This window comes from Pseudomonas sp. PLMAX (genome assembly GCF_046042685.1).
In the GTDB taxonomy this organism is placed as follows: Bacteria; Pseudomonadota; Gammaproteobacteria; order Pseudomonadales; family Pseudomonadaceae; genus Aquipseudomonas; species Aquipseudomonas putida_AE.
Map to the genome: position 1 here is coordinate 1,346,868 of NZ_CP064949.1, position 23,307 is coordinate 1,370,174.

Sequence of the window (23,307 nt, forward strand, 5' to 3'; positions counted from 1 at the left end):
ATCGCGGGCAAGCCCGGCTCCCACAGGGTTCTGCGTCATCGCAAAGATCCCCTGTAACCACGTCTTTTCGGCCAGGCGGACTGCCGTTTTCGGCCGTTTGCCGGTATACTCGCCGGCTTTCAAAAGTTCGCCAACGAGTGCTGCCCGCCATGGAAATCAACCCGATCCTTAACACCATCAAGGACCTGTCCGAGCGCTCCGAAACCATTCGGGGGTATCTTTGACTACGATCAAAAGCATGAGCGTCTGACTGAAGTCAATCGCGAGCTTGAAGATCCGAGTGTCTGGAACAAGCCTGAATACGCCCAGGAGTTGGGGCGCGAGCGCGCTGCGCTGGCGCAGATCGTCGACACCCTCGACGAATTGAACACCGGTCTGGCCGATTGCCGTGACCTGCTGGACATGGCCGTCGAAGAAAACGACGAAGGCGCAGTGGGCGATGTCGTCGCCGAGCTGGCCCGTCTCGAGGAAAGTCTGGCCAAGCTGGAATTCCGCCGCATGTTCAGCCACGAAATGGACCCGAACAACGCGTACCTGGACATCCAGGCCGGTTCCGGCGGCACCGAAGCCCAGGACTGGGCCAACATTCTGCTGCGCATGTACCTGCGCTGGGCCGATAAACGCGGTTTCGACGCGACCATCATGGAGCTTTCGGCCGGTGAAGTCGCCGGTATCAAGGGCGCGACCGTGCACATCAAGGGCGAATACGCCTTTGGCTGGCTGCGTACCGAAATCGGCGTGCACCGCCTGGTGCGAAAAAGCCCGTTCGACTCCGGCAACCGTCGCCACACCTCGTTCTCCGCGGTATTCGTTTCCCCTGAGATCGATGACAAGGTGGAAATCGAGATCAATCCGGCAGACCTGCGGATCGACACCTATCGTTCCTCCGGTGCCGGTGGTCAGCACGTAAACACCACCGACTCGGCCGTACGTATCACCCACGTACCGACCAACACCGTGGTCAGCTGCCAGAACGAACGTTCCCAGCACGCCAACAAGGACACCGCCATGAAAATGCTGCGGGCCAAGTTGTACGAGCAGGAAATGCAGAAACGCAACGCCGCGTCCCAGGCGCTGGAAGATACCAAGTCGGACATCGGCTGGGGTCACCAGATCCGTTCCTACGTTCTCGATGCCTCGCGCATCAAGGACCTGCGGACCAACATCGAACGCAGCGACTGCGACAAGGTACTCGACGGCGATATCGACGAATACCTGGAAGCCAGCCTGAAATCCGGTCTGTAATACACTGACACACCGCGATCCCCTGTAGGAGCCGGCTTGCCGGCGATCCCCAGCCGCAGGCCGGGGACAACGAACCAGATGGAATATTTAAAGACATGAGCGACCTAGAACTCGACCCGCAAGCCCTGCAACAGGAAGAAAACTCCCTGATCGCCCTGCGCAAGGAAAAGCTTGCTGCCGAGCGCGCCAAGGGCAATGCCTTCCCGAACGACTTCCGCCGCGAAAACTACTGCAATGACCTGCAGAAACAGTACGCGGACAAGACCAAGGAAGAGCTGGCAGAGGCTGCAATCCCGGTCAAGGTTGCCGGTCGCATCATGCTCAACCGTGGCTCGTTCATGGTGATCCAGGACATGACCGGTCGCATCCAGGTCTACGTCAACCGCAAGACCCTGTCCGAAGACACCCTGGCTGCGGTGAAAACCTGGGACATGGGCGACATCATCGCCGCCGAAGGCACCCTGGCCCGTTCCGGCAAGGGCGACCTGTACGTTGAAATGACCAACGTGCGCCTGCTGACCAAATCCCTGCGCCCGCTGCCGGACAAGCACCATGGCCTGACCGACACCGAACAGCGCTATCGCCAGCGTTACGTTGACCTGATCGTCAACGAAGACGTGCGCCAGACCTTCCGCGTGCGTTCGCAAGTCATCGCCCACATCCGCAGCTTCCTGATGAAGCGTGACTTCCTGGAAGTGGAAACGCCGATGCTGCAGACCATCCCGGGTGGCGCGGCAGCCAAGCCGTTCGAAACCCACCACAACGCGCTGGACATGGAAATGTTCCTGCGTATCGCGCCAGAGCTGTACCTCAAGCGCTTGGTGGTTGGCGGTTTCGAGAAAGTGTTCGAGATCAACCGCAACTTCCGTAATGAAGGCGTTTCGACTCGTCACAACCCTGAATTCACCATGTTGGAGTTCTACCAGGCCTACGCCGACTACGAAGACAACATGGACCTGACCGAAGAACTGTTCCGTGAACTGGCTCAGTTGGTCCTGGGCAGCACCGACGTGCCTTACGGCGACAAAGTGTTCCACTTCGGCGAGCCGTTCGTGCGCCTGTCGGTATTCGACTCGATCCTCAAGTACAACCCTGAGTTGACCGCCGACGACCTGAACGACATCGACAAGGCTCGCGACATCGCCAAGAAGGCCGGCGCCAAGGTGCTGGGCTTCGAAGGCCTGGGCAAACTGCAAGTGATGATTTTCGAAGAGCTGGTCGAGCACAAGCTGGAACAGCCGCACTTCATCACCCAATACCCGTTCGAAGTGTCGCCGCTGGCCCGTCGCAACGACGAGAACCCGAACGTCACCGACCGCTTCGAGCTGTTCATCGGTGGTCGTGAAATCGCCAACGCCTACTCCGAGTTGAACGACGCGGAAGACCAGGCCGAGCGGTTCATGGCTCAGGTGGCCGACAAGGACGCCGGCGATGACGAAGCCATGCACTACGACGCCGACTTCGTTCGCGCGCTGGAGTACGGCATGCCGCCGACGGCGGGTGAAGGCATCGGCATCGACCGCCTGGTGATGCTGCTGACCAACTCCCCGTCGATCCGCGACGTGATCCTGTTCCCGCACATGCGGCCGCAAGCGTAAGTGTTTCAACTAAAAAGCCGCCTGAAATAGGCGGCTTTTTATTGCCTGTCTGGTACAAACGTATCAAATAGTTACTTTTGAAGTAGAGAGGAATACCTGTCGTGAACTCTGCAATAGCTCAAGAAGGTGCAGCGGGTATCGCCACTGCGGTCGCTGAAAGCGTTCAGTACCAGGGCCGCAAGGCCAGCCGGCAGGGCAGCGAACAGCGTCGACAGGACATTCTCGATGCCGCGATGCGCATCGTCGTGCGTGATGGCGTACGGGCCGTGCGCCACCGTGCGGTAGCCGCTGAGGCTGAAGTGCCATTATCGGCGACCACTTACTACTTCAAGGATATCGATGACCTGCTCACCGATACCTTCGCCCAATACGTGGAACGCAGCGCGGCCTACATGGCCAAGCTGTGGGTGAACAACGAGGGCCTGTTGCGCGACATGATCGCCAGCGGCGACGGCAGCCCGCAGGCGCGTTCAAAACTGGCGGACGACATTGCGCGGTTGATGACCGAGTATGTTCATCGGCAACTGGTGACCCGTCGTGAACACTTGATGGCCGAGCAGGCGTTCCGTCAGGAAGCACTGTTGAACCCGCGCCTGGCCGAATTGGTGCGCTCCCATCAGCAAATCCTGTTGCAGGGATCCTGCCAGCTCTTCCAGGTGCTGGGCTCCCACGAGCCGCAACAGGATGCCAAAGTGTTGACGGCGATAATCGGACGGATGGAATATCAGGGCCTGCTCAACGACGCCGAGCCGGGCGCCGAAGAGGAAATGCTCGGCATACTGACGCGTTATATGCATTTGGTGCTGGCGTCGGTTTAATCCCTGTAGGAGCGAGCTTGCTCGCGATGGTCTGACATTCAACATCTTTGTTGTCTGACACACTGCCATCGCGAGCGAGGTTTGCTCCTACAGTGGACAGTGTTGTTTCAAAGGGAGTGTTGAATGAGAGTCTGGCGTGTCGTAGTGATCGCCTTGTCGTTCCTGCTGCTCAGTGGCTGCCTGGTGACCTTCAAGGAGCCGCTGCCCACGAGCGAGCCCGTGCCCAAGGGGTTGCTCGGAAAATGGACCAGCACCAACGCCTGGGGTGAGCCGGTCAACCTGGAACTGACGCGCATCGGCGACAATCGCTATCAGGCGGTGAGCTACTTCAGGGCCAGGCCCAAGGAGCGCGAAGCCTATCCCTTCACCGTGTCGCGCCACGGCAGCCGCTGGTATCTTTCGGCGAAAGTGCCGGCGCAGTTCGGCGGGCATTTCACCATTGGCGGGTTTGAACTCACCGACAAGCATGAACTGGTGGTGTACAACCTCGACCTCGAACAAATCAAGCAGGCCCTGGGGCAGAACGTCTTGAGCGGCGAGAGCTTTCAGACCGACGACGGCGATGGCGTGTTGATCAACAGTCAGATGGACCAGGTGTCCGCCTACCTCGACGACCCGGCCAATTCCGATGTGTTCGTCGAAGTGGTGCGTTACCAGCGCCAGGCCAAAGCCAAGTAAACCAGCACAGAAGATTTCTATGGGAGTTTCGGGTGGACGATTACCAGCAGTCGATACGCATTTTGTCCGATCGCATTGTGCTGGCACAGACGCCGATTCGCGTCCTCGATGCGGTCAAATGGGACGACAACATCCGCAAGGGTTTCCTCAAGGCCAAGGGCAAGGAAATGCCGGCGGTGGACCGCGACTACTACCTCAACCGTCCGTTGGCTTTCGATTCCAGCAAGGTGAAGCTGGAGTTCCAGAACATCGAGCGCGACATCACCCGCCAGCTGGGTCAGTTCAACCCGGTCGGGCAGATCATGCGCCGCATGTGCAAGGAATACCGCATGGTGGTGCGCATGCTCGAAGCGCGCGGCACCGAGGATTTCGGCCTGATTTCCCAGGAGTTGTACGGCGCTGCGTCCGACGCGTTCCATGCCGGCGACCCGACGTTATCCGACCTGGGCATGATGTTGTCCGAATACCTGAACAACATCGACGGTCGTGGCGACCTCAAGGATGAACCGAAGACGCTGACGGCCAAGGATGCGGTCGACATGTTGCAGCATCGCCTGAACAAGGTGTTTGGCGAAGCCGAGGAAACCATCCGGGTGTTCGAGTCCGACGGGATCGTCGCCGATGCGGCGGCCGGCGCCGACTACATCAAGATCCGCTCCGACGCGATGTTCAACCAGCGCGACGTGCGCGCCCTTGAGGTTCACGAAGGGCTGGTGCACGTGGGCACCACGCTCAACGGCCTGAACCAGCCGATCTGCACCTTCCTGTCCAAGGGCCCGCCGTCGTCGACGGTGACCCAGGAAGGCCTGGCGATCCTGATGGAAATCATCACCTTCGCCTCCTATCCGAGTCGCCTGCGCAAACTGACCAACCGCACTCGCGCCATTCACATGGTGGAAGAGGGCGCGGACTTCCTGCAGGTGTTCGAGTTCTTCCGCGAACAAGGTTTCGAAATGCCCGAGAGCTACAGCAACGCCAGTCGCGTTTTCCGCGGCTCGGTGCCGACAGGTCTGCCCTTTACCAAAGACTTGTCCTACCTCAAGGGCTTCATCATGATTTACAACTACATTCAGCTGGCGGTGCGCAAAGGCAAGCTGGAGCAGATACCGCTGCTGTTTTGCGGAAAGACCACCCTGGAAGACATGCGCACCTTGCGCCTGCTGGTGGACGAAGGGTTGGTGGTACCGCCCAAATACCTGCCGGAGCAGTTTCGCGACATGAACGCGTTGTCGGCGTGGATGTGCTTCTCCAACTTCCTCAACCACCTGAGCCTGGACCGGATCGAGGCGGATTACTCCAATATCCTTTAATCACGACACCTTCTGTAGGAGCTGGCTTGCCAGCGAAGAACGATAACGCGGTGCGGCAGGTAAACCCGCGTTACGGCGTTCGCTGGCAAGCCAGCTCCTACAGGGTCAGATATTCACATATATCGCGAGGTTTCAACGGATGAGAATCCTCGGCATCTTCTGCCTTCTCCTGGCCCTGAGCGGTTGCAGCTCCCTGCTGTTCTACCCCGAGCCCGGCCAGCTGTTCACCCCGGAAAAAGCCAAGCTCGAATACCGCGAGGTCACCCTGACCACCGCCGACGGCCTCAAGCTGAACGCCTGGTGGCTGCCGGCGAAAAAGGGTGTCGAGGTCAAGGGCACCGTCCTGCACCTGCACGGCAACGGCGGCAACCTGCCCATGCACCTGGGCGGCAGCTGGTGGTTGCCCAAGGAGGGTTATCAGGTACTGCTGGTGGACTATCGCGGTTACGGCTTGTCCGAGGGCGAGCCGAGCCTGCCGGCGATCTATCAGGACATCGACGCCGCGTTCAAATGGCTCGACCAGGCACCCGAGGTCAAGGGCAAGCCGCTGATCCTGCTGGGCCAAAGCCTCGGTGGGGCGATGGCCGTTCACTACCTGGTGCAACACCCTGAGCGGCAAAAACAGCTCAAGGCGTTTGTGCTCGATGGCGTGCCCGCCAGCTACCGCAGCGTCGGTCGCTATGCGCTGAGCAATTCATGGGTGTTCTGGACGTTCCAGGTGCCGCTGTCCTGGCTGGTGCCCGACGGTGACAGCGCGATCAATTCCATGGCGCAGCTCAACGGCGTGCCGAAACTGATCTATCACAGCATCGACGATCCGATCGTGCCTCTTTCCAACGGCATCCGTCTGTATCAAGCTGCGCCGCCGCCGAGAGTGCTGCAACTGACCCGAGGCGGTCACGTGCAGACATTCGCCGACCCGGTGTGGCGCAAGGTCATGCTGCGTTTTCTTGAAGACCCGCAGCATTTCAACGGCCTGCGCCGCCTGGGCGAAATCCCCAATTACCCGGCGCCCGAACCTTCTGAAAATGAACCACCAGAGAGCCCGCAATGAGTGAAGAACGCAACGCCATCCCGCTGATCATCACCGGTATCTGCAGCATCCTGGGCACCGTCGCTGCCTTGTGGTGGTACGGCTACCTGCATTTCGCCAAGCCAGAGGATGCGTTGCTGCTCAACGAATTCACCATGCTCAAGACCGTGCCCGGCGAAGACTACAAAGTCTCCCTGGAACCGGCGGCGCAAGTGGCGCAGTGCATAGATGGGGTGTTGGTATTGTTCGACACTGAGCAGAAAGGCCTGACCGGCGTGCTTGTCAACGAGCGGAAAAAAGCCGTGCGTTGCATGGGGCAGGAAACCCCGCAGAAGCTGGAACAATAAACCGAGATCAAATGTGGGAGCGGGCTTGCTCGCGAAGGTGGTGTGTCAGTCAACATTTCTGTTGAATGTGAAACCGCCTTCGCGAGCAAGCCCGCTCCCACATTTAGTTTTGCATATAGCCAATTACTGAGTGTTGGCACTCACCGCCGAACGCGGGATCACCGGCTGGTTGTCATTGGAAATCGTCACTTCCACCCGGCGGTTCTGCGCCCGGCCCGAAGTACTGGTGTTATCCGCCACCGGGTATTCCTTGCCATAACCCTGAGCGACGATGCGGGTCGGGTCGACACCCATCTTCACCAGTGCCATGCGCACGGAGCCCGCTCGGCGTTCCGACAACGACTGGTTGTGCGAGGCGGTGCCGGTACTGTCGGTGTAGCCCTCGACAATCGCCTTGCGATCCGGGTTGTCCCGCAGGTACTGCGCCAGTTTGTTGATGTTCACCAGACCGTTGGATTTCAGCTCGGCCTTGTCGGTGGCGAACAGCACATCACCGAAGGTCACCAGCGTGCCGCGATCGGTCTGCTTGGCGTTGAGGCTGTCCTGCAGTTGTTTGATCTGCTGGTCGCGGGCGTCCAGACGGGCTTGGGCCCGTTGCGCGGAAGCGTTTTTCAGGTTGGCTTCGGCGGTGCGCAGGGCGATGGTCTGTTTCGCCACTTCGACACGCTGGTTGGTCAGGTAGGCCAACTGGTCGACCTTGGCCGCGTCTTCCTTGTCCAGATAAGCCTTGTCGGCTTTGTCCAGGTAATCGCTGGCTTCCTTGGTTTCCAGCGCCGCGACTTTGCTCGCCTGCGGGTTGGCTTGCAGGCCAGCATAGTTGGTGCGGGCCTGTTCAAGGCTAGGGTTCGGTGGCGTAGAGCACGCAGCCAGGGCGACGCTTGCGGCCAGCAGGGCAGGGATCATCACGTGTTTGTAATTCATGCTTTTGGAAATCATGGTTTCGTCCTTTTAGTCGAAAAGAAATACGTCGGGCCGCGCCGTTACTGAACGGTGCGCTGGCTTTCCTGACGCAGTTCCTGAACTCCTTTCTGAGAGTCCTTCACAGTCTGTTCGGCTTTCATCGCCTGGGCTTTGCGCTCGGCGACGCGAGCATCCCATTCAGCCTGTTCGGCCAGGGTCCTGGCTTGATCGTACTTTTTGTCGTGCATGGCAATTTCAGCTTGCTTGAGCTTGTCCTGGGCAGCCTTCATTTCCACCGCAGCGAATTCGGTACCACCGGCGCTGACGGCATCGTTGACCGCGGACTCGGTGACGGCGAATTGCTCGCTGGGTGGGTTACCGGCGCAACCGGCCAGTACCAGGCTGCCGCCGATCGCCAGTGCCGCCATTTTCAGGCTGTGCAGGGAAGAAAATGTGCCAGTTCGGGTTTTCATCGTTTTCAACTCCATGGGGCTAACTCCTGAGAAACGTGAACATCCATCCTGGGCAAGGAGCCGAAAGCTACCGTTTTGGGGGCGTTTTGATACGGCCGTCCCAGGCGTGGTTACTGGGTTGACCCGAGGCGTTTTTCGAAAGTTCAGAGAAATTAGCCTGCTACCGAAAAAAACTTCGATTCAGTGGACAGGGCTCTATATCGAGGAGTACGGCGATGAACATGGCTGTTCACGCCCCCTCGAAGGGGGGCGCGAGCAGCGGTTTTCAGAAGGGGATGAATACGGGGAAGTCAGTGTTTCTGCTTGTCGTTACCGGTCGACAAGTCGTGCAGATGACGACGGGACAACGCTAGAAAACGTGGGGTAGGGCCGATGTCTTCGTACAGCGGATCGCCTTCTTCATCCGTGGCGACCACGGTCGAACCTTTCACGTAGGGAAAGCTTTTTTCCAGCTCTTCCAGGGCGGCCCCGATCAGTTCGCCCAACAGTTCTTCGGGGCTGCGCTTGGGGTACATTTCGATGATCGCCGCAAGCCGTGCGGCAGCCTCCACGTCCAGATGAATCGAATAGCCTGTATCGGTCAGGCGACCTTTGGCGTTTTCTTCCCAGTGGTTGGCAAGCTCGCGGATTTTCATAATGACCTCATTGCGCTCCTGCTCCAGGCAGGCGGGGAATGTCCGGCAGGCGCCGGCGACAGCCGTTGTACGGCTTACTCTTGAGACTAGCTTCAACGCCAAAGGTTTACAGGCCCTTCGTCGTCTTGCTTGTAAGAACCGGTCTGGAGCGGCACTCTTAAGGTTCCTGGTCGACCGGATTTTTCCCTGGAGAACTGTTGATGACCGATATTGATGCACGCTTGCGCGAAGACGTTCACCTGCTGGGTGAGTTGTTGGGCAATACCATTCGTGAACAGTACGGGGACGGCTTTCTCGACAAGATCGAGCAGATCCGCAAGGGCGCCAAGGCGGACCGCCGCGGCTCCATGGACGCCGAACTGAGCGCCAGCCTCAACCAGTTGACGGAGGACGAATTGCTGCCGGTGGCGCGGGCCTTCAACCAGTTTCTCAACCTGGCCAACATCGCCGAGCAGTACCAGCTGATTCACCGTCGCGAAGAATCCCAGGCCGCGCCCTTCGAAGCGCGGGTGCTGCCGGAGTTGCTCGCCCGCCTGCGTGCTGAAGGTCATGGCGCCGAGGCCCTGGCCCGGCAACTGGGTCGGCTGGAAATCGAACTGGTGCTGACCGCGCACCCGACCGAAGTCGCGCGCCGCACGCTGATCCAGAAATACGACGCCATCGCCGCGCAACTGGCGGCCCAGGACCATCGCGACCTGACCAGCGCCGAGCGCGAGCAGATCAAGTCGACCTTGCAGCGCCTGATCGCCGAAGCCTGGCACACCGAAGAAATTCGCCGCACGCGCCCGACGCCGGTCGACGAAGCCAAATGGGGCTTCGCGGTGATCGAGCATTCGCTGTGGCAAGCGATCCCCAATTACCTGCGCAAGGCCGACCAGGCCCTGCACGCTGCCACCGGCCTGCGTTTGCCACTGCAAGCCGCACCGATTCGCTTTGCCTCGTGGATGGGCGGCGACCGCGACGGCAACCCGAACGTGACGGCGGCGGTGACCCGGGAAGTGCTGCTGCTGGCGCGCTGGATGGCGGCCGATCTGTACCTGCGCGATGTCGATCACCTGGCTGCCGAGTTGTCGATGCAGCAGGCCAGCGAGGAATTGAAGGCCAAGGCAGGCGACAGCGCCGAACCCTATCGCGCGGTGCTCAAACAGCTACGCGAACGCCTGCGGGCGACGAGAAACTGGGCGCACACCGCGTTGTCGACCCCGACGCCGGCACCGGCCGATGTGTTGCAGAACAATCGCGAGCTGCTCGACCCGCTGGAGTTGTGCTACCACTCGCTGCATGAGTGCGGCATGGGCGTGATTGCCGACGGTCCGTTGCTCGATTGCCTGCGCCGGGCAGTGACCTTCGGCCTGTTCCTGGTGCGCCTCGATGTGCGTCAGGACTCGTCGCGCCACACCGCGGCCATGACCGAAATCACCGACTACCTTGGCCTGGGTCGCTATGAGGACTGGAGCGAAGAAGAGCGCATCACCTTCCTGACGCGCGAACAGAATAACCGTCGGCCCTTGCTGCCGGCCCACTACAAGCCCTCGGCCGACACCGCCGAAGTGCTCGCGACCTGCCGGGAAATCGCCGCCGCGCCAGGGGCGTCGCTGGGTTCCTACGTGATCTCGATGGCCGGTGCCGCTTCCGATGTGCTGGCCGTGCAGCTGTTGCTCAAAGAGTCCGGGGTGCTGCGGCCGATGCGCGTGGTGCCGCTGTTCGAAACCCTCGCCGACCTCGACAACGCCGGCCCGGTGATCGAGAAGCTGTTGCTGCTGCCGGGTTATCGCTCGCGCCTGCAAGGCCCGCAGGAAGTGATGATCGGTTATTCCGACTCGGCCAAGGACGCCGGGACCACGGCCGCCGCCTGGGCACAATACCGGGCGCAGGAGCGGCTGGTGGATATCTGCCGCGAACAGCAAGTGGAACTGCTGTTGTTCCATGGTCGCGGTGGCACCGTGGGGCGTGGTGGCGGCCCGGCCCACGCGGCGATCCTGTCGCAGCCACCCGGTTCGGTTGCTGGACGTTTCCGCACCACCGAGCAGGGAGAAATGATTCGTTTCAAATTTGGCCTGCCGGACATCGCCGAGCAAAACCTCAACCTGTACCTGGCCGCGGTACTCGAGGCGACCTTGCTGCCGCCACCACCACCAACGCCTGAGTGGCGCCACTTGATGGACGAATTGGCCGCCGACGGAGTCAGCGCCTACCGCGCCGTGGTGCGGGAAAATCCACAGTTCGTGGAATATTTCCGCCAGTCCACCCCGGAACAGGAACTGGGGCGCCTGCCGCTGGGCAGTCGTCCGGCCAAGCGCCGCGCTGGCGGGATCGAAAGCCTGCGGGCCATCCCGTGGATCTTCGGCTGGACCCAGACCCGCCTGATGCTGCCGGCCTGGCTCGGTTGGGAAGCGGCCCTGAGCAAGGCGCTGGAGCGCGGTGAAGGCGCACTGCTTGCGCAGATGCGCGAGCAATGGCCGTTCTTCCGCACCCGCATCGACATGCTGGAAATGGTCCTGGCCAAGGCCGACGCGGATATCGCGCGGTCTTACGATGAGCGGCTGGTCGAACCGGACTTGCTGCCGTTGGGCGCGCACTTACGCGACCTATTGTCGCAGGCATGCACCATCGTTCTCGGGCTGACCGGTCAGTCGCAGCTGCTGGCACATAGCCCAGCCACCCTTGAATTCATCCGCCTGCGCAACACTTACCTCGACCCGCTTCATCTATTGCAGGCCGAGTTGCTGGCACGCTCGCGGCAACGAGATGTGGCACAGGATAGCCCGGTAGAACAGGCGTTGCTGGTGTCTGTGGCGGGGATTGCCGCCGGTTTGCGCAATACCGGCTAAGGTTTGTTGTCGTGCTTTGGAGCATCCGGCGCGAGCGTCGGATGTGCTTCGATAGCGGGTGCAAAAGTGCTGCCAAGCGACAGTTAATGATGGGGTTGCGACTTGGGGAACCGGGTTACAGGGTCACGACAGACAGCGGTTTCTCCGACTTTTGGCGGCTTGTGTGGGCGCAGCCTGCTGTGTATCTTGAGCAGCCTTTGGCCGTTTGGGCGGTCACGACCCTATTTTTGAGATTGGCCCCACGAGGCGAATCTGACGTTATCTAAATAAAAAATTGAGGAGCACATCGATGCGCGTCATTCTGCTGGGAGCTCCCGGGGCCGGTAAAGGTACTCAGGCTAAGTTCATCACCGAAAAATTCGGCATTCCACAAATCTCCACGGGCGACATGCTGCGCGCCGCGGTCAAGGCCGGCACCGAGCTGGGCATCAAGGCCAAGAGCATCATGGATGCCGGCGGCCTGGTGTCCGATGACTTGATCATCGCCCTGGTCAAGGACCGTATCGCCCAGCCCGACTGCGCCAACGGTTTCCTGTTCGACGGCTTCCCGCGCACCATTCCCCAGGCTGAAGCCCTGGTGACTGCTGGCGTCGAGCTGGATGCGGTGGTTGAAATCGCCGTTGAAGACGAAGAGATCGTGCAACGTATCGCCGGTCGCCGTGTTCACGAGGCCAGCGGCCGCGTTTACCACATCGTCTACAACCCGCCGAAAGTTGCCGGCAAGGACGACATCACTGGCGAAGAGCTGGTGCAGCGCAAGGACGACACCGAAGAAACCGTGCGTCATCGCCTGTCGGTCTACCATTCGCAGACCAAGCCGCTGGTGGCCTTCTACCAGGAGCTGTCGGCTGCCAATGGCAAGCCGAAGTACAGCCATATCGAAGGCGTCGGTTCGGTTGAAGCAATCACCGCCAAGGTGCTTGCAGCCCTGAGCTGAAAAATCGCTTGATCTTCTACGGCCCGCTTGCGGGCCGTAGTTGTTTATACTGACGCACTTTTTTCCGATCACTCTTGTGGATACATCGATGAGCACCTTGCTGGCCCTGGACACCGCGACTGAAGCTTGCTCCGTTGCCTTGCTGCATGACGGCAAAGTGACGAGCCATTACGAGGTGATTCCGCGCCTGCATGCACAGAAGCTGCTGCCGATGATCCAGCAGTTGCTCGCCGATGCCGGCACCACCCTGCAAGCGGTCGACGCCATCGCCTTCGGTCGCGGGCCGGGCGCGTTCACCGGCGTGCGCATTGCCATCGGTGTGGTGCAAGGCCTGGCGTTTGCGCTCGATCGCCCGGTGTTGCCAGTGTCGAACCTGGCCGTGCTGGCCCAACGCGCCTATCGCGAGCATGGTGTGAGCCAGGTCGCGGCGGCCATCGATGCGCGTATGGACGAGGTGTATTGGGGCTGCTACCGCGAGACGGCGGGGGAGATGCGCCTGGTCGGCGCTGAAGCGGTATTGCCACCGGAGTCGGCTGCCTTGCCGGCCGATGCCAGTGGCCAGTGGTTCGGTGCAGGCACCGGCTGGGGTTATGCCGAGCGCATCGCTGTCGAGCTGAGTGGCCAGGACGCGGGCATGTTGCCCCATGCCGAAGATTTGCTGACCCTGGCGCGCTTTGCCTGGGCGCGGGGCGAGGCGATCGTGGCGGATGAGGCGCAGCCGGTTTATCTGCGGGATAAAGTGGCGACGCCTAAGGCGCGTTAATCCTCCAGACCGAGTTGGTCCCATCGCGAGCAAGCCCGCTCCCACAGGTTCTCCACCACCCTGTGGGAGTGGGCTTGCTCCCACAGGATCTCCGCTAACCCTGTGGGAGCGGGCTTGCTCGCGAAGGCGATCTATCTGACAAAGCCAATCGTCAGTTTGTAACTCCAGCTTTTAAACCTTTTGCCTTTTATGTGTTCTAGTTATCACTAGGCGGTTTGCGATGTGGTTTAGGTGCCACTAGACTGCCATTACTGATACCGAGCATGCACCTATGCGTATAGACGGCGTTTCCTCTCAGTCCTACCCCATCAAGCGCAAGCCTCGCAAAGACCAGGTAGTGCATGACGAGTCCGTCGATATCGAGGGTGAGCTGGAGTTTGCCAGCGAAGAACAACTGGCTTCCCGTGCCGCCAAGGCCGCCGCGCAAAAGCTCAGCAATCTTCCCGCCCGTCAGCAGGACATGCTTTATCACCGCGCGATGAGCAAGAGCGTGGCAACGGCGCTGGCCAGTTACCTGAGCACCGCCAGTTTCGTCGATTGGGATGCGCAAGTGCTGGGCCTCGACCTGTACATCTGATGCTGCCTTACTACCTCGGTTGTCCGTCCTGGAGTGAAAACGCCTGGCGCGATTACCTGTACCCGCCCGCGGCCAGGCCCGCCGATTTCCTCAGTCTTTATGCCCAAGTGTTCAACGCCGTGGAAGGCAATACGACCTTCTACGCGAGCCCGGCTGCCAGCACCGTGCAGCGCTGGGCCGAGGTCATGCCCGGACACTTTCGCTTCACCGCGAAGTTTCCCCGCGAGATCAGCCACGGCGGTGACCTGCGCGAACAACTGACCGCCGCCGAAACCTTCACCCAGCTACTCAGCCCCCTCGGTGAGCGGGTGTCCCCACTGTGGTTGCAGTTGTCGAAGAGCTTCACACCACACCGCTTGCCGGAGCTGGCCGGATTTATCGATGGGCTGCAAGGGCCATTGGCGGTGGAAGTGCGCCATGACGACTTTTTCGCCAAGGGTGACAGCGAGCGCGAACTCAATCGCCTTCTACTCGATCGCGGCGTCGAACGTATCTGCCTCGATCCCCGTGCGCTGTTCAGCTGTACCTCGACCGAGCCCTCGGTGCTTCACGCCCAATCGAAGAAACCCCGGGTGCCACCACGCCCGGCAGCGTTCACGCAATTTCCGCAGGTGCGTTTCATCGGTCATCCGCAGCTTGAAGCCAACGATCCGTTCCTGGAGCCGTGGGTGGAAAAAATCGCCCTGTGGATCGAAGAGGGCCGTACGCCCTACATCTTCCTGCACACCGCCGACAACGTGCTCGCGGCGAAACTGGCGCAACGTTTTCACACACGCCTGATGTTGCGACTGCCTGGCTTGCCGGCGCTGCCTGAGCTATACAGAGAGCCCGCGGCCGAGCAACTTGGCTTGCTCTGACAGCGGACTCGTTTTCCTGCACAGGAGCCTGCCAATGGATGCGCAAACCCTTCGAGCCCAAGCGTTCAGAGTCCTGCACGAACGCCAAGGCGCTTTTGTGATTCCCAATCCGTGGGACGCCGGCTCGGCGAAAATGCTCGCCAGCCTGGGTTTCGAGGCGCTGGCGACTACCAGTGCCGGGTACGCTTTTTCCCAGGGCCGCCCCGATGGCGGCCTGACGCTGGACGACACCCTGGCCAACGTCCGGGCGATTGTCGCCGCCACCGACCTGCCGGTCGCAGTCGATCTGGAAAACGGCTTTGCCGATGATCCCGCCGAGTGTGCACAAAGCATTCTGGCAGCCGCGGCCGCCGGTGCCGTCGGCGGTTCGATCGAAGACTTCACCGGCCGTGCGGACGGTCCGATTTATTGCTTCGAACATGCTGTGGCGCGCATCGAGGCCGCCGTCGCTGCCGCCCGCAGCTTGCCTTTCGCGTTTACGCTGACTGCCCGGGCCGAGAATTACCTGCATGGCAATCCGGATCTGGCCGACACCATTCGCCGCTTGCAGGCGTTCGCCGAAGCCGGCGCCGACGTGTTGTATGCGCCAGGGTTGCGCAGCGCTGAAGAGGTATTGGCCGTGGTCCGCGCCGTGGCACCGAAGCCGGTCAACGTGTTGATGTCCGGCGGCTTGAAGCTGACGGTCGAGCAACTGGGCGAAATGGGCGTCAAGCGCATCAGTGTCGGCTCGGCGCTGGCCCTGGCGGCGTTAGGCGAGTTCTATCGCGCCGCCGAGGAGATCAAGACGTCGGGCACGTTCGGCTTCACGACGCGCTCCATGCCGTATGCCCAGGCCAATCAATTTTTCAAAGGCTGACGATGCGGTTTCGCGGGTGGCTTTTGCTGTTGATCATTGCAGCGGCGGGAGTGGGCGTCTGGCGCGGCTGGATCTCCCTGCCGCCACAGTGGAATCCCTGGGCGCCGCTCGATGTGAAAGCTGAGCCTAACCTTCTGACCCGCTACAAACTGATGCGTCTGCGCGATGATCCGCAGCTGTGCGACCAGGCGTTGAGCAGCTCCGGTTTGCGCGTGACCCGTCAGGCCGATAGCCCGGACGCCAAATGTCCGCTTACCGATACCCTGCGTGTCCAGGGCAGTGACGTGGCCCTGAGCAGCAGTTTCCTCGCCAGTTGCCGCTTGGCGGTGTCTTTCGCCCTGTTCGAGCATCACGCGCTGCAACCCGCGGCGCAGGCGGTCTATGGGCAAGCCGTCACGCGGGTCGATCATCTCGGCAGCTTTGCCTGTCGCAATGTCTACAGTCGCGAGAATGGCAGGCGTAGCCAGCATGCGTCGGCCAATGCCCTGGATATCGCCGGTTTTCGCCTGGCTGACGGTCGGACCATCAGCGTGCTCAAGGATTGGCCGAAGGGTAACCAGGACGCCGCGTTTCTAAGGCAGGTCCGCGATGGCGCCTGTGGCCTGTTCAGTGTGGTGTTGAGCCCGGATTACAACGCCGCCCATCGCAATCACTTTCATGTCGATGTCGGGCCTTGGTGGGTCTGTCGTTGAGGCTCAGGCGGCCAGGCGCAGGTTCTGCAGCACGATCGGGCGTGCCCAGCGGCTGTCGAAATCGAGCTGTTTCTGTTGCTCCACCATCTCTTCGGGCGAGAATGGCGGGAAGGGCTTGTCCAGCAGCTCGAGTTCGAACTCGGCGATGGGCAGGTGCAGCGCCCGCGGTTGCGGCGCCGGGCCAGTTTCTGGCAACGGTTGGCCGGCGGTGAGCACGATCGGGCGCACCCAGCCGCTCTCGAAGTCCTGCTGTTTTTGCTGGGCAACGATTTCTTCAGGCGGGAAGGGCGGGAACGGCTTGTCGGCCAGGTCCATTTCGAATTCGGCAATCGGCAGGAACAGCGGCTCGGGCGGACGAACTTCGTTGTCTTTCACATCGCATTCACGCTGGGAAACGATGTGCGCCAGCAAGTCGCTGCCTACGGTGGGCTCAACCGGGCTGTCGAGGTCGACCGGGGGAAAATTCAACGATTCAGGCAGCACTGCTTCACCCGACTGATCGGCCAGCGCACGGGCAAAGAAATCCTGCCAGAGGTGACTGACGCCGCTCAGCGCCTGGGTGTTGCGCAGGTTGTAATCGCCGTAGGGCGAGATAAAACCTGTGATTGTGGGTTGAATGTCTGACATTTCTCTCGGTCGACGCTCAGCTCTGGCAAAATGCTTGATAGTTTTGTTATCGGCCGTTTTTGCCGATCATTAATTTTTTGAGCGTGTTTTCCGATGATTGATCAACCAGCGGCCTGCCGCATCCATGTCGAGGCGCTGGGCGTGGCCTTCGAGCCCCAGGCCGAGCAATGGGCCGAGCGCCTGGGCCTGCCGCTGCAAGTGGCGGACGGCGAGTTCGCGTTGCAGGTGGGTGACCAGGGTTTGCAGCTGCAACAGCTGGGGCCGGATGCGCCCGGCCCGGTTCGGGTGGATTTCGTCGAGGGTGGCGCGGCGCATCGCCGGTTGTACGGTGGCGGCAGCGGGCAGATGATCGCCAAGGCCGTCGGCATCGCCCAGGGCGTGCGCCCGCGTGTGCTGGATGCCACCGCCGGGCTGGGCAAGGATGCGTTCGTGCTGGCGAGCCTGGGCTGCGAGATGAGCCTGATCGAGCGTCAGCCCTTGATCGGTGCCCTGCTCGAAGATGGCCTGGCCCGGGGCGCGGAAGATTTCGACGTGGCGCCCATCGTGGCGCGCATGCGCTTGCTCAAGGGCAACTCGATCGAGGTGATGCGCAATTGGGAAGGGGAGCCGCCGCAGGTGATCTACCTCGACCCGATGTTTCCCCATCGTGAGAAAACCGCCCTGGTGAAGAAGGAAATGCGCCTGTTCCGGCCGCTGGTGGGGGATGATCCGGATGCGCCGGCCTTGCTCGAAGCGGCGTTGGCGCTGGCCACCCACCGAGTGGTGGTGAAGCGCCCGCGCAAGGCGCCGTGCATTGAAGGGCCGAAGCCGAGTCATGCGCTGGATGGCAAGTCCAGCCGGTATGACATCTATCCGAAGAAGGCGCTCAAGCCGTAAGACCGAGTCGCCTGCTTCGCGAGCAAGCCCGCTCCCACAGGGATTTGTGTAACGCCTCGAACCCCTGTGGGAGCGGGCTTGCTCGCGAATACGCCGGCACAATCACTACAAATCCATCAGGCTCACTCAGGCCGATAAGCCCGCATGAACAACCCCACCACTTCCTGCACATGGCTCTCCGCCGCATCGCCGGTCAACGGCTCGCCGCAACCGTAAAGCAACCGGAAATTCGCCGCGCCCTTGAGCAGGCAGAAGAAGTGTTCCGCCGCGTTGCGCGGTTTATCGATACTCAACACACCACTCTCGTCGATCCGCGCCAGCAACCGCTCCATGCCATGCAGCATGCGCTGTGGCCCGGCCTCGAAGAAGATCAGCGAGAGTTTCGGGTCCTGGCTGCCCAGGGCCATGATCAGCCGGTGCAGGTTCACCGACTCGTCGCTGTTGATCAGCTGATGAAAGCCGCGGGCGATATTCAGCAGCACCGTTTCCACTGCCACGCCATCGGGCAATTCAAAGAACAGCGACGGCAATTGCTCCTCGCACTTGGCCACCACGGCAGCGGAGAACAGCGTCTCCTTGTCGTTGAAGTGGCTGTAGACCGTCAGCTTCGACACCCCGGCCTGCGCTGCAACGGCATCCATGCTGGTGTTGGCGTAACCCTTGGTCAGAAACAGCGTTTTCGCTGCATCGAGGATCGCCTGGCGCTTGGCCAGATCCTTGGGGCGGCCCGGGCCATTGGGTGCTGAAAGATTGTTCGGCATATTCGCTTTTATTACTGGACTGGTGAGTTTGCTATTAATAACATACTCGTCAGTATAATTATTCCAAGCACCATTGGCGAAAGGTCCTTCACCATGTTCCGCTATGCCTTGCCCCTCGCGTTGCCAGTCAGCCTGGCGTTCTTATTGACCGCGTGTGGTCACGAGGAGGCGCCCGTGGCCAGCGTGCGCCCGGCCATGGTGGTCCAGCCAGAGCCTTCGGCCCAGGCGATGGAAAGTTATCCCGGTGAAGTGCGCGCCCGTTTTGAACCGGACCTGGCGTTCCGCATTGGCGGCAAAGTCAGCCGACGACTGGTCGACGAAGGGCAGCGGGTCAAGGCCGATCAACCACTGGCAGAACTCGACCCCCAGGACGTGCGCCTGCAACTGGAAGCCACCCGTGCCCAGGTCGCGGCCGCCGAAGCCAATTTGAACATGGTGCGCGCCGAGCGTGATCGCTACAAAACGCTGATGGAGCGCCAGCTGGTCAGCCGCTCGCAGTACGACAATCACGAAAACCTGTACCGCTCCGGTGAAGCGCGCCTTAAACAGATCAAGGCCGAATTCAACGTCTCGACCAACCAGGCCAGTTACGCGGTATTGCGCGCGCCGCAGGATGGCATCGTTGCCAAGCGTGCGGTGGAAGTCGGGCAAGTGGTCGCGGCCGGGCAAACGGTGTTCACCTTGGCCACCGATGGCGAGCGTGAAGTGTTGATCAGCCTGCCGGAGCAAAGTTTCGGCCGCTTCAAGGTCGGCCAGCCGGTGGCGGTGGAGTTGTGGACGCAACCGGATCAACGCTTCGCCGGACACATCCGCGAGCTGTCGCCGGCCGCTGATCCCAAGTCCCGCACCTTCGCTGCACGTATCGCCTTCAATGCCGGCAAGGTGCCGGCCGAACTCGGCCAGAGCGCCCGTGTCTTCGTGCAGACGGCCGAAGCCGTGGCGTTGTCGGTGCCACTGTCGGCGCTGACTGCGGAAAACGGCGTGACCTACGTCTGGGTCGTCAGCGCCAACAACACCTTGAAGAAGACCCCGGTGCGGGTCGGCGCCTTCGGTGAGAAAACCGTTCCGGTGCTCGAAGGCCTCAATGCCAGCGACTGGGTGGTGGCCGCCGGCGTCCATGTGCTTCTCGACGGGCAGGCCGTACGCCCGGTGGATCGCTCCAACCGCGTGGTCAATCTGGCGGACAAGGAGTAATCCCCGATGGGTTTCAATCTTTCCGCCTGGGCGCTGCGCAATCGCCAGATCGTCCTGTTCCTGATGCTCTTGCTGGCGATCGTCGGCGCACTGTCCTACACCAAGCTGGGTCAAAGCGAAGACCCGCCCTTCACCTTCAAGGCCATGGTCATCCGCACCAACTGGCCGGGAGCGACCGCGCAGGAAGTCTCGCGCCAGGTCACCGAACGCATTGAAAAGAAGCTGATGGAAACCGGCGAGTACGAGCGCATCGTGTCGTTCTCCCGCCCCGGTGAATCCCAGGTAACCTTCATCGCCCGTGACTCCATGCACTCGGTGGATATCCCGGAACTCTGGTATCAGGTGCGCAAGAAGGTCAGCGACATTCGTCATACCCTGCCGCCGGGTATCCAGGGGCCGTTCTTCAACGATGAATTCGGCACCACCTTCGGCAATATCTACGCGCTGACCGGCGAGGGTTTCGATTACGCCGTGCTCAAGGACTACGCCGACCGCATCCAGATACAGCTGCAGCGGGTCAAGGATGTAGGCAAGGTCGACCTGCTCGGTTTGCAGGACGAGAAGATCTGGATCGAGCTGTCCAACGTCAAGCTCGCCACCCTCGGGCTGCCCTTGGCGGCGGTGCAACAAGCCCTTGAAGAACAGAATGCGGTGTCTACCGCGGGGTTCTTTGAAACCACCAGCGAGCGATTGCAGCTACGGGTCTCGGGGAATTTTCAGACGGTAGAGGAGATCAAGAACTTCCCGATTCGCGTCGGCGATCGGACGTTCCGCATCTCGGATGTCGCGAACGTGCGTCGCGGGTTCAACGATCCACCGGCTCCGCGTATGCGCTTCATGGCTGAAGACGCCATCGGCCTGGCGGTGGCGATGAAGGACGGTGGTGACATCCTGGTGCTGGGCAAGGCCCTGGAAATCGAGTTTGCCCGTATCCAGAAGAATCTCCCGGCCGGCATGCAATTGCGCAAGGTCTCCGACCAACCGGCCGCGGTGAAAACCGGGGTCGGCGAGTTCGTCCAGGTGTTGGTCGAAGCGCTGGCCATCGTGTTGCTGGTGAGCTTCTTCTCCCTCGGTGTGCGCACCGGCATGGTGGTGGCCCTGGCCATTCCGCTGGTGCTGGCGATGACGTTCGCCTGCATGTATTACCTGGGGATCGGCCTGCACAAGATTTCCCTCGGCGCACTGGTGCTGGCGCTGGGCTTGCTGGTGGACGACGCCATCATCGCCGTGGAAATGATGGCGATCAAAATGGAGCAGGGCTTCGATCGGATCAAGGCGGCGAGCTATGCCTGGACCAGCACCGCCTTCCCGATGCTCACCGGTACGCTGATCACCGCCGCCGGTTTCCTGCCGATCGCCACCGCGCAATCGGGCACCGGCGAATACACCCGTTCGATCTTCGAAGTGGTGACCATTGCGCTGCTGGCATCCTGGGTGGCGGCGGTGCTCTTCGTGCCGTATTTGGGGGAAAAACTCCTGCCGGACCTGGCGAAAATTCATGCAGCCAAACATGGTGCCGGCCAACCCGATCCTTACGCTACGCCGTTTTATCAGCGCGTTCGGCGTCTGGTGGAATGGTGCGTGCGCTGGCGTAAAACCGTGATCACCGCGACCGTGGTGCTGTTCATTGCCTCCATCGTGCTGTTCCGCTTCGTGCCGCAACAGTTCTTCCCGGCCTCCGGCCGTCTGGAGTTGATGGTCGACCTGAAGCTGGCCGAAGGCGCATCCCTGAGCAATACGGCCGAAGAGGTCAAGCGCCTCGAAGCGTTGCTCAAGGACAAAGCCGGAATCGACAACTACGTGGCCTACGTCGGCACCGGTTCGCCGCGTTTTTACCTGCCGTTGGATCAGCAGCTGCCCGCCGCGAGCTTCGCCCAGTTTGTCGTCCTGGCGAAAACCATCGAGGATCGCGAACCCCTGCGCACCTGGCTGATCACCACCCTCAACGAACAATTCCCGGCCTTGCGCTCGCGGGTCACGCGCCTGGAAAACGGCCCGCCGGTTGGCTATCCGGTGCAGTTCCGGGTGACCGGTGAACACATCGAGGAAGTCCGCGCACTGGCCCGCAAAGTCGCGGCCAAGGTTCGCGAAAACCCCCATGTGGTCAACGTCCACCTGGACTGGGAAGAGCCGAGCAAGGTGGTGTACCTGAACATTGATCAGGACCGTGCGCGGGCCCTGGGGGTGAGCACGGCGAACCTGTCGAAGTTCCTGCAGAGCTCGCTGACCGGTTCCAGCGTCAGCCAGTACCGCGAAGACAACGAGTTGATCGAGATCCTGTTGCGCGGCACCTTGCACGAGCGCACCGAGCTGTCGCTGCTGCCAAGCCTGGCGGTGCCGACCGACAATGGCCGCAGCGTCGCCCTGTCGCAGATTGCGACCCTGGAATACGGCTTTGAAGAAGGCGTGATCTGGCACCGCAATCGCCTGCCCAACGTCACCGTGCGTGCCGATATCTATGGCAAGGAACAACCGGCGACTTTGGTGCAGCAGATCATGCCGACACTTGATCCGATCCGCGCTGAACTGCCCGACGGCTACTTGCTGGATGTCGGCGGTACCGTGGAAGACTCGGCACGCGGGCAGAACTCGGTGAAGGCTGGCGTGCCGTTGTTCATCGTGGTGGTGTTGACCTTGCTGATGCTGCAGTTGCGCAGTTTCTCACGCACGGCAATGGTGTTCCTGACGGCGCCCTTGGGCTTGATCGGAGTGACGCTGTTCCTGATGGTGTTCCGCCAGCCGTTCGGCTTTGTCGCCATGCTAGGGACCATCGCGCTGTCGGGGATGATCATGCGTAACTCGGTGATCCTGGTGGATCAGATCGAACAGGACATCGCTGCCGGGTTGAAGCCTTGGCAGGCGATCATCGAGGCCACGGTGCGGCGGTTCCGGCCGATTGTGTTGACCGCGCTGGCGGCTGTGCTGGCGATGATACCGCTGTCGCGCAGTGTGTTCTTCGGGCCGATGGCGGTGGCGATCATGGGCGGTTTGATTGTGGCGACGGCGTTGACGCTGTTGTTCCTGCCGGCATTGTATGCGGCCTGGTTCCGGGTCAAAAAGGAGCCGATCTGACCTTGGGCGGCCTTCGGGCCGACCCTTTGCTCGCGGCTGTACCCGATCTGCTGTAGGCGCTGGCTTGCCGGCGATGACGGCCTGACAGCCAAACCGAGCCAGCGGAACTTCCTACAGCCATATCAGAACCGTCCGATATTGAGCCCGAGGCCCGGATGTTGTACTCAAGATTCGGTTTCACGAGTTCTGAGACGGCATCAATGAAAAAGCCACCCATGCTGAAGGGG

At 61.2% G+C, this 23,307-nt stretch carries 22 protein-coding genes; 17 read left to right on the forward strand and 5 right to left on the reverse strand.

All coding sequences use genetic code 11. From position 1 onward, the window contains the following. Positions 1-149: 149 nt before the first annotated feature. From prfB to DKB71_RS06105, 7 genes are all read left to right on the forward strand, one after another. Positions 150-1,245 (forward strand): peptide chain release factor 2 gene (prfB, locus tag DKB71_RS06075; RefSeq protein WP_109790603.1). Its coding sequence is split into 2 segments (ribosomal slippage): positions 150-221 and positions 223-1,245, totalling 1,095 coding nucleotides; the frame shifts between segments, so codons are not numbered across the junction. 95 nt (positions 1,246-1,340) lie between these two features. After that, positions 1,341-2,843, forward strand: coding sequence for a lysine--tRNA ligase (lysS, locus tag DKB71_RS06080; protein ID WP_274077199.1), 1,503 nt, complete (start codon positions 1,341-1,343; stop codon positions 2,841-2,843). A 101-nt stretch (positions 2,844-2,944) separates the two neighbouring features. Beyond that, positions 2,945-3,661, forward strand: coding sequence for a TetR/AcrR family transcriptional regulator (locus DKB71_RS06085; RefSeq protein WP_274077198.1), 717 nt, complete (start codon positions 2,945-2,947; stop codon positions 3,659-3,661). Between the two features lie 123 nt (positions 3,662-3,784). After that, positions 3,785-4,339 carry a hypothetical protein gene (locus DKB71_RS06090; protein WP_323628190.1) on the forward strand — a complete coding sequence of 185 codons (555 nt, stop codon included), beginning with the start codon at positions 3,785-3,787 and terminating at the stop codon, positions 4,337-4,339. Between the two features lie 32 nt (positions 4,340-4,371). After that, positions 4,372-5,649: a flavohemoglobin expression-modulating QEGLA motif protein gene (locus tag DKB71_RS06095; protein WP_274077196.1), complete on the forward strand. Its 1,278-nt coding sequence runs from the start codon at positions 4,372-4,374 to the stop codon at positions 5,647-5,649. Between the two features lie 139 nt (positions 5,650-5,788). Beyond that, positions 5,789-6,703 carry an alpha/beta hydrolase gene (locus DKB71_RS06100; RefSeq protein ID WP_323608731.1) on the forward strand — a complete coding sequence of 305 codons (915 nt, stop codon included), beginning with the start codon at positions 5,789-5,791 and terminating at the stop codon, positions 6,701-6,703. Further along, positions 6,700-7,029, forward strand: coding sequence for a hypothetical protein (locus tag DKB71_RS06105; protein ID WP_274077194.1), 330 nt, complete (start codon positions 6,700-6,702; stop codon positions 7,027-7,029). Before DKB71_RS06100 ends, DKB71_RS06105 begins: the two co-directional genes overlap by 4 nt. A 123-nt stretch (positions 7,030-7,152) precedes the next feature. Here DKB71_RS06105 and DKB71_RS06110 read toward each other — a convergent pair whose 3' ends face one another. The 3 genes from DKB71_RS06110 to DKB71_RS06120 all read right to left on the reverse strand — a co-directional run bounded on the left by DKB71_RS06110 (position 7,153) and on the right by DKB71_RS06120 (position 9,037). Next, positions 7,153-7,950: an OmpA family protein gene (locus tag DKB71_RS06110; RefSeq protein WP_274077216.1), complete on the reverse strand. Its 798-nt coding sequence runs from the start codon at positions 7,948-7,950 to the stop codon at positions 7,153-7,155. 59 nt (positions 7,951-8,009) lie between these two features. Further along, on the reverse strand, positions 8,010-8,417 hold the full coding sequence (locus DKB71_RS06115) for a DUF4398 domain-containing protein (protein WP_274077193.1): 408 nt from the start codon (positions 8,415-8,417) through the stop codon (positions 8,010-8,012). A 275-nt stretch (positions 8,418-8,692) separates the two neighbouring features. Continuing rightward, on the reverse strand, positions 8,693-9,037 hold the full coding sequence (locus DKB71_RS06120) for a pilin assembly protein (RefSeq protein ID WP_274077192.1): 345 nt from the start codon (positions 9,035-9,037) through the stop codon (positions 8,693-8,695). A gap of 200 nt (positions 9,038-9,237) precedes the next feature. On the opposite strand from DKB71_RS06120, the gene ppc reads away from it, so the two are divergent. From ppc to DKB71_RS06155, 7 genes are all read left to right on the forward strand, one after another. Beyond that, entirely contained in the window at positions 9,238-11,868 is a 2,631-nt protein-coding gene (gene ppc / locus DKB71_RS06125) for a phosphoenolpyruvate carboxylase (RefSeq protein ID WP_274077191.1), read from the forward strand. Positions 11,869-12,157: 289 nt separating this feature from the next. Then, positions 12,158-12,805: an adenylate kinase gene (adk, locus tag DKB71_RS06130; protein WP_274077190.1), complete on the forward strand. Its 648-nt coding sequence runs from the start codon at positions 12,158-12,160 to the stop codon at positions 12,803-12,805. 88 nt (positions 12,806-12,893) lie between these two features. Then, positions 12,894-13,568 carry a tRNA (adenosine(37)-N6)-threonylcarbamoyltransferase complex dimerization subunit type 1 TsaB gene (gene tsaB / locus DKB71_RS06135; RefSeq protein ID WP_323628187.1) on the forward strand — a complete coding sequence of 225 codons (675 nt, stop codon included), beginning with the start codon at positions 12,894-12,896 and terminating at the stop codon, positions 13,566-13,568. A gap of 271 nt (positions 13,569-13,839) precedes the next feature. After that, the gene (locus tag DKB71_RS06140) at positions 13,840-14,145 is read left to right on the forward strand and encodes a hypothetical protein (protein WP_274077188.1); all 306 of its coding nucleotides are present in this window, start codon (positions 13,840-13,842) and stop codon (positions 14,143-14,145) included. Then, positions 14,142-15,002: a DUF72 domain-containing protein gene (locus DKB71_RS06145; protein WP_408601060.1), complete on the forward strand. Its 861-nt coding sequence runs from the start codon at positions 14,142-14,144 to the stop codon at positions 15,000-15,002. The genes DKB71_RS06140 and DKB71_RS06145 overlap by 4 nt, the downstream gene beginning before the upstream one ends. Before the next feature lie 34 nt (positions 15,003-15,036). After that, positions 15,037-15,858: an oxaloacetate decarboxylase gene (locus tag DKB71_RS06150; protein WP_408599878.1), complete on the forward strand. Its 822-nt coding sequence runs from the start codon at positions 15,037-15,039 to the stop codon at positions 15,856-15,858. 2 nt (positions 15,859-15,860) lie between these two features. Continuing rightward, positions 15,861-16,550 carry an extensin family protein gene (locus DKB71_RS06155; protein WP_274077186.1) on the forward strand — a complete coding sequence of 230 codons (690 nt, stop codon included), beginning with the start codon at positions 15,861-15,863 and terminating at the stop codon, positions 16,548-16,550. A 3-nt stretch (positions 16,551-16,553) separates the two neighbouring features. Here DKB71_RS06155 and DKB71_RS06160 read toward each other — a convergent pair whose 3' ends face one another. Beyond that, positions 16,554-17,177 (reverse strand): energy transducer TonB, encoded by a 624-nt coding sequence (locus DKB71_RS06160; RefSeq protein ID WP_274077185.1) that lies wholly within the window; start codon positions 17,175-17,177, stop codon positions 16,554-16,556. 93 nt (positions 17,178-17,270) lie between these two features. Here DKB71_RS06160 and DKB71_RS06165 point away from each other — a divergent pair, with 93 nt between their 5' ends. Next, positions 17,271-18,053, forward strand: coding sequence for a class I SAM-dependent methyltransferase (locus DKB71_RS06165; protein ID WP_408599879.1), 783 nt, complete (start codon positions 17,271-17,273; stop codon positions 18,051-18,053). Positions 18,054-18,175: 122 nt separating this feature from the next. Here the strand turns inward: DKB71_RS06165 and DKB71_RS06170 are convergent, their stop codons facing one another. Next, on the reverse strand, positions 18,176-18,814 hold the full coding sequence (locus DKB71_RS06170; protein ID WP_408599880.1) for a TetR/AcrR family transcriptional regulator: 639 nt from the start codon (positions 18,812-18,814) through the stop codon (positions 18,176-18,178). Positions 18,815-18,907: 93 nt separating this feature from the next. On the opposite strand from DKB71_RS06170, the gene DKB71_RS06175 reads away from it, so the two are divergent. Then, a complete protein-coding gene (locus tag DKB71_RS06175; RefSeq protein ID WP_323608743.1) occupies positions 18,908-20,008 on the forward strand; it encodes an efflux RND transporter periplasmic adaptor subunit in 1,101 nt (366 codons plus the stop codon). 6 nt (positions 20,009-20,014) lie between these two features. Beyond that, positions 20,015-23,080 (forward strand): efflux RND transporter permease subunit, encoded by a 3,066-nt coding sequence (locus DKB71_RS06180; RefSeq protein ID WP_274077182.1) that lies wholly within the window; start codon positions 20,015-20,017, stop codon positions 23,078-23,080. Positions 23,081-23,307: the final 227 nt, after the last annotated feature.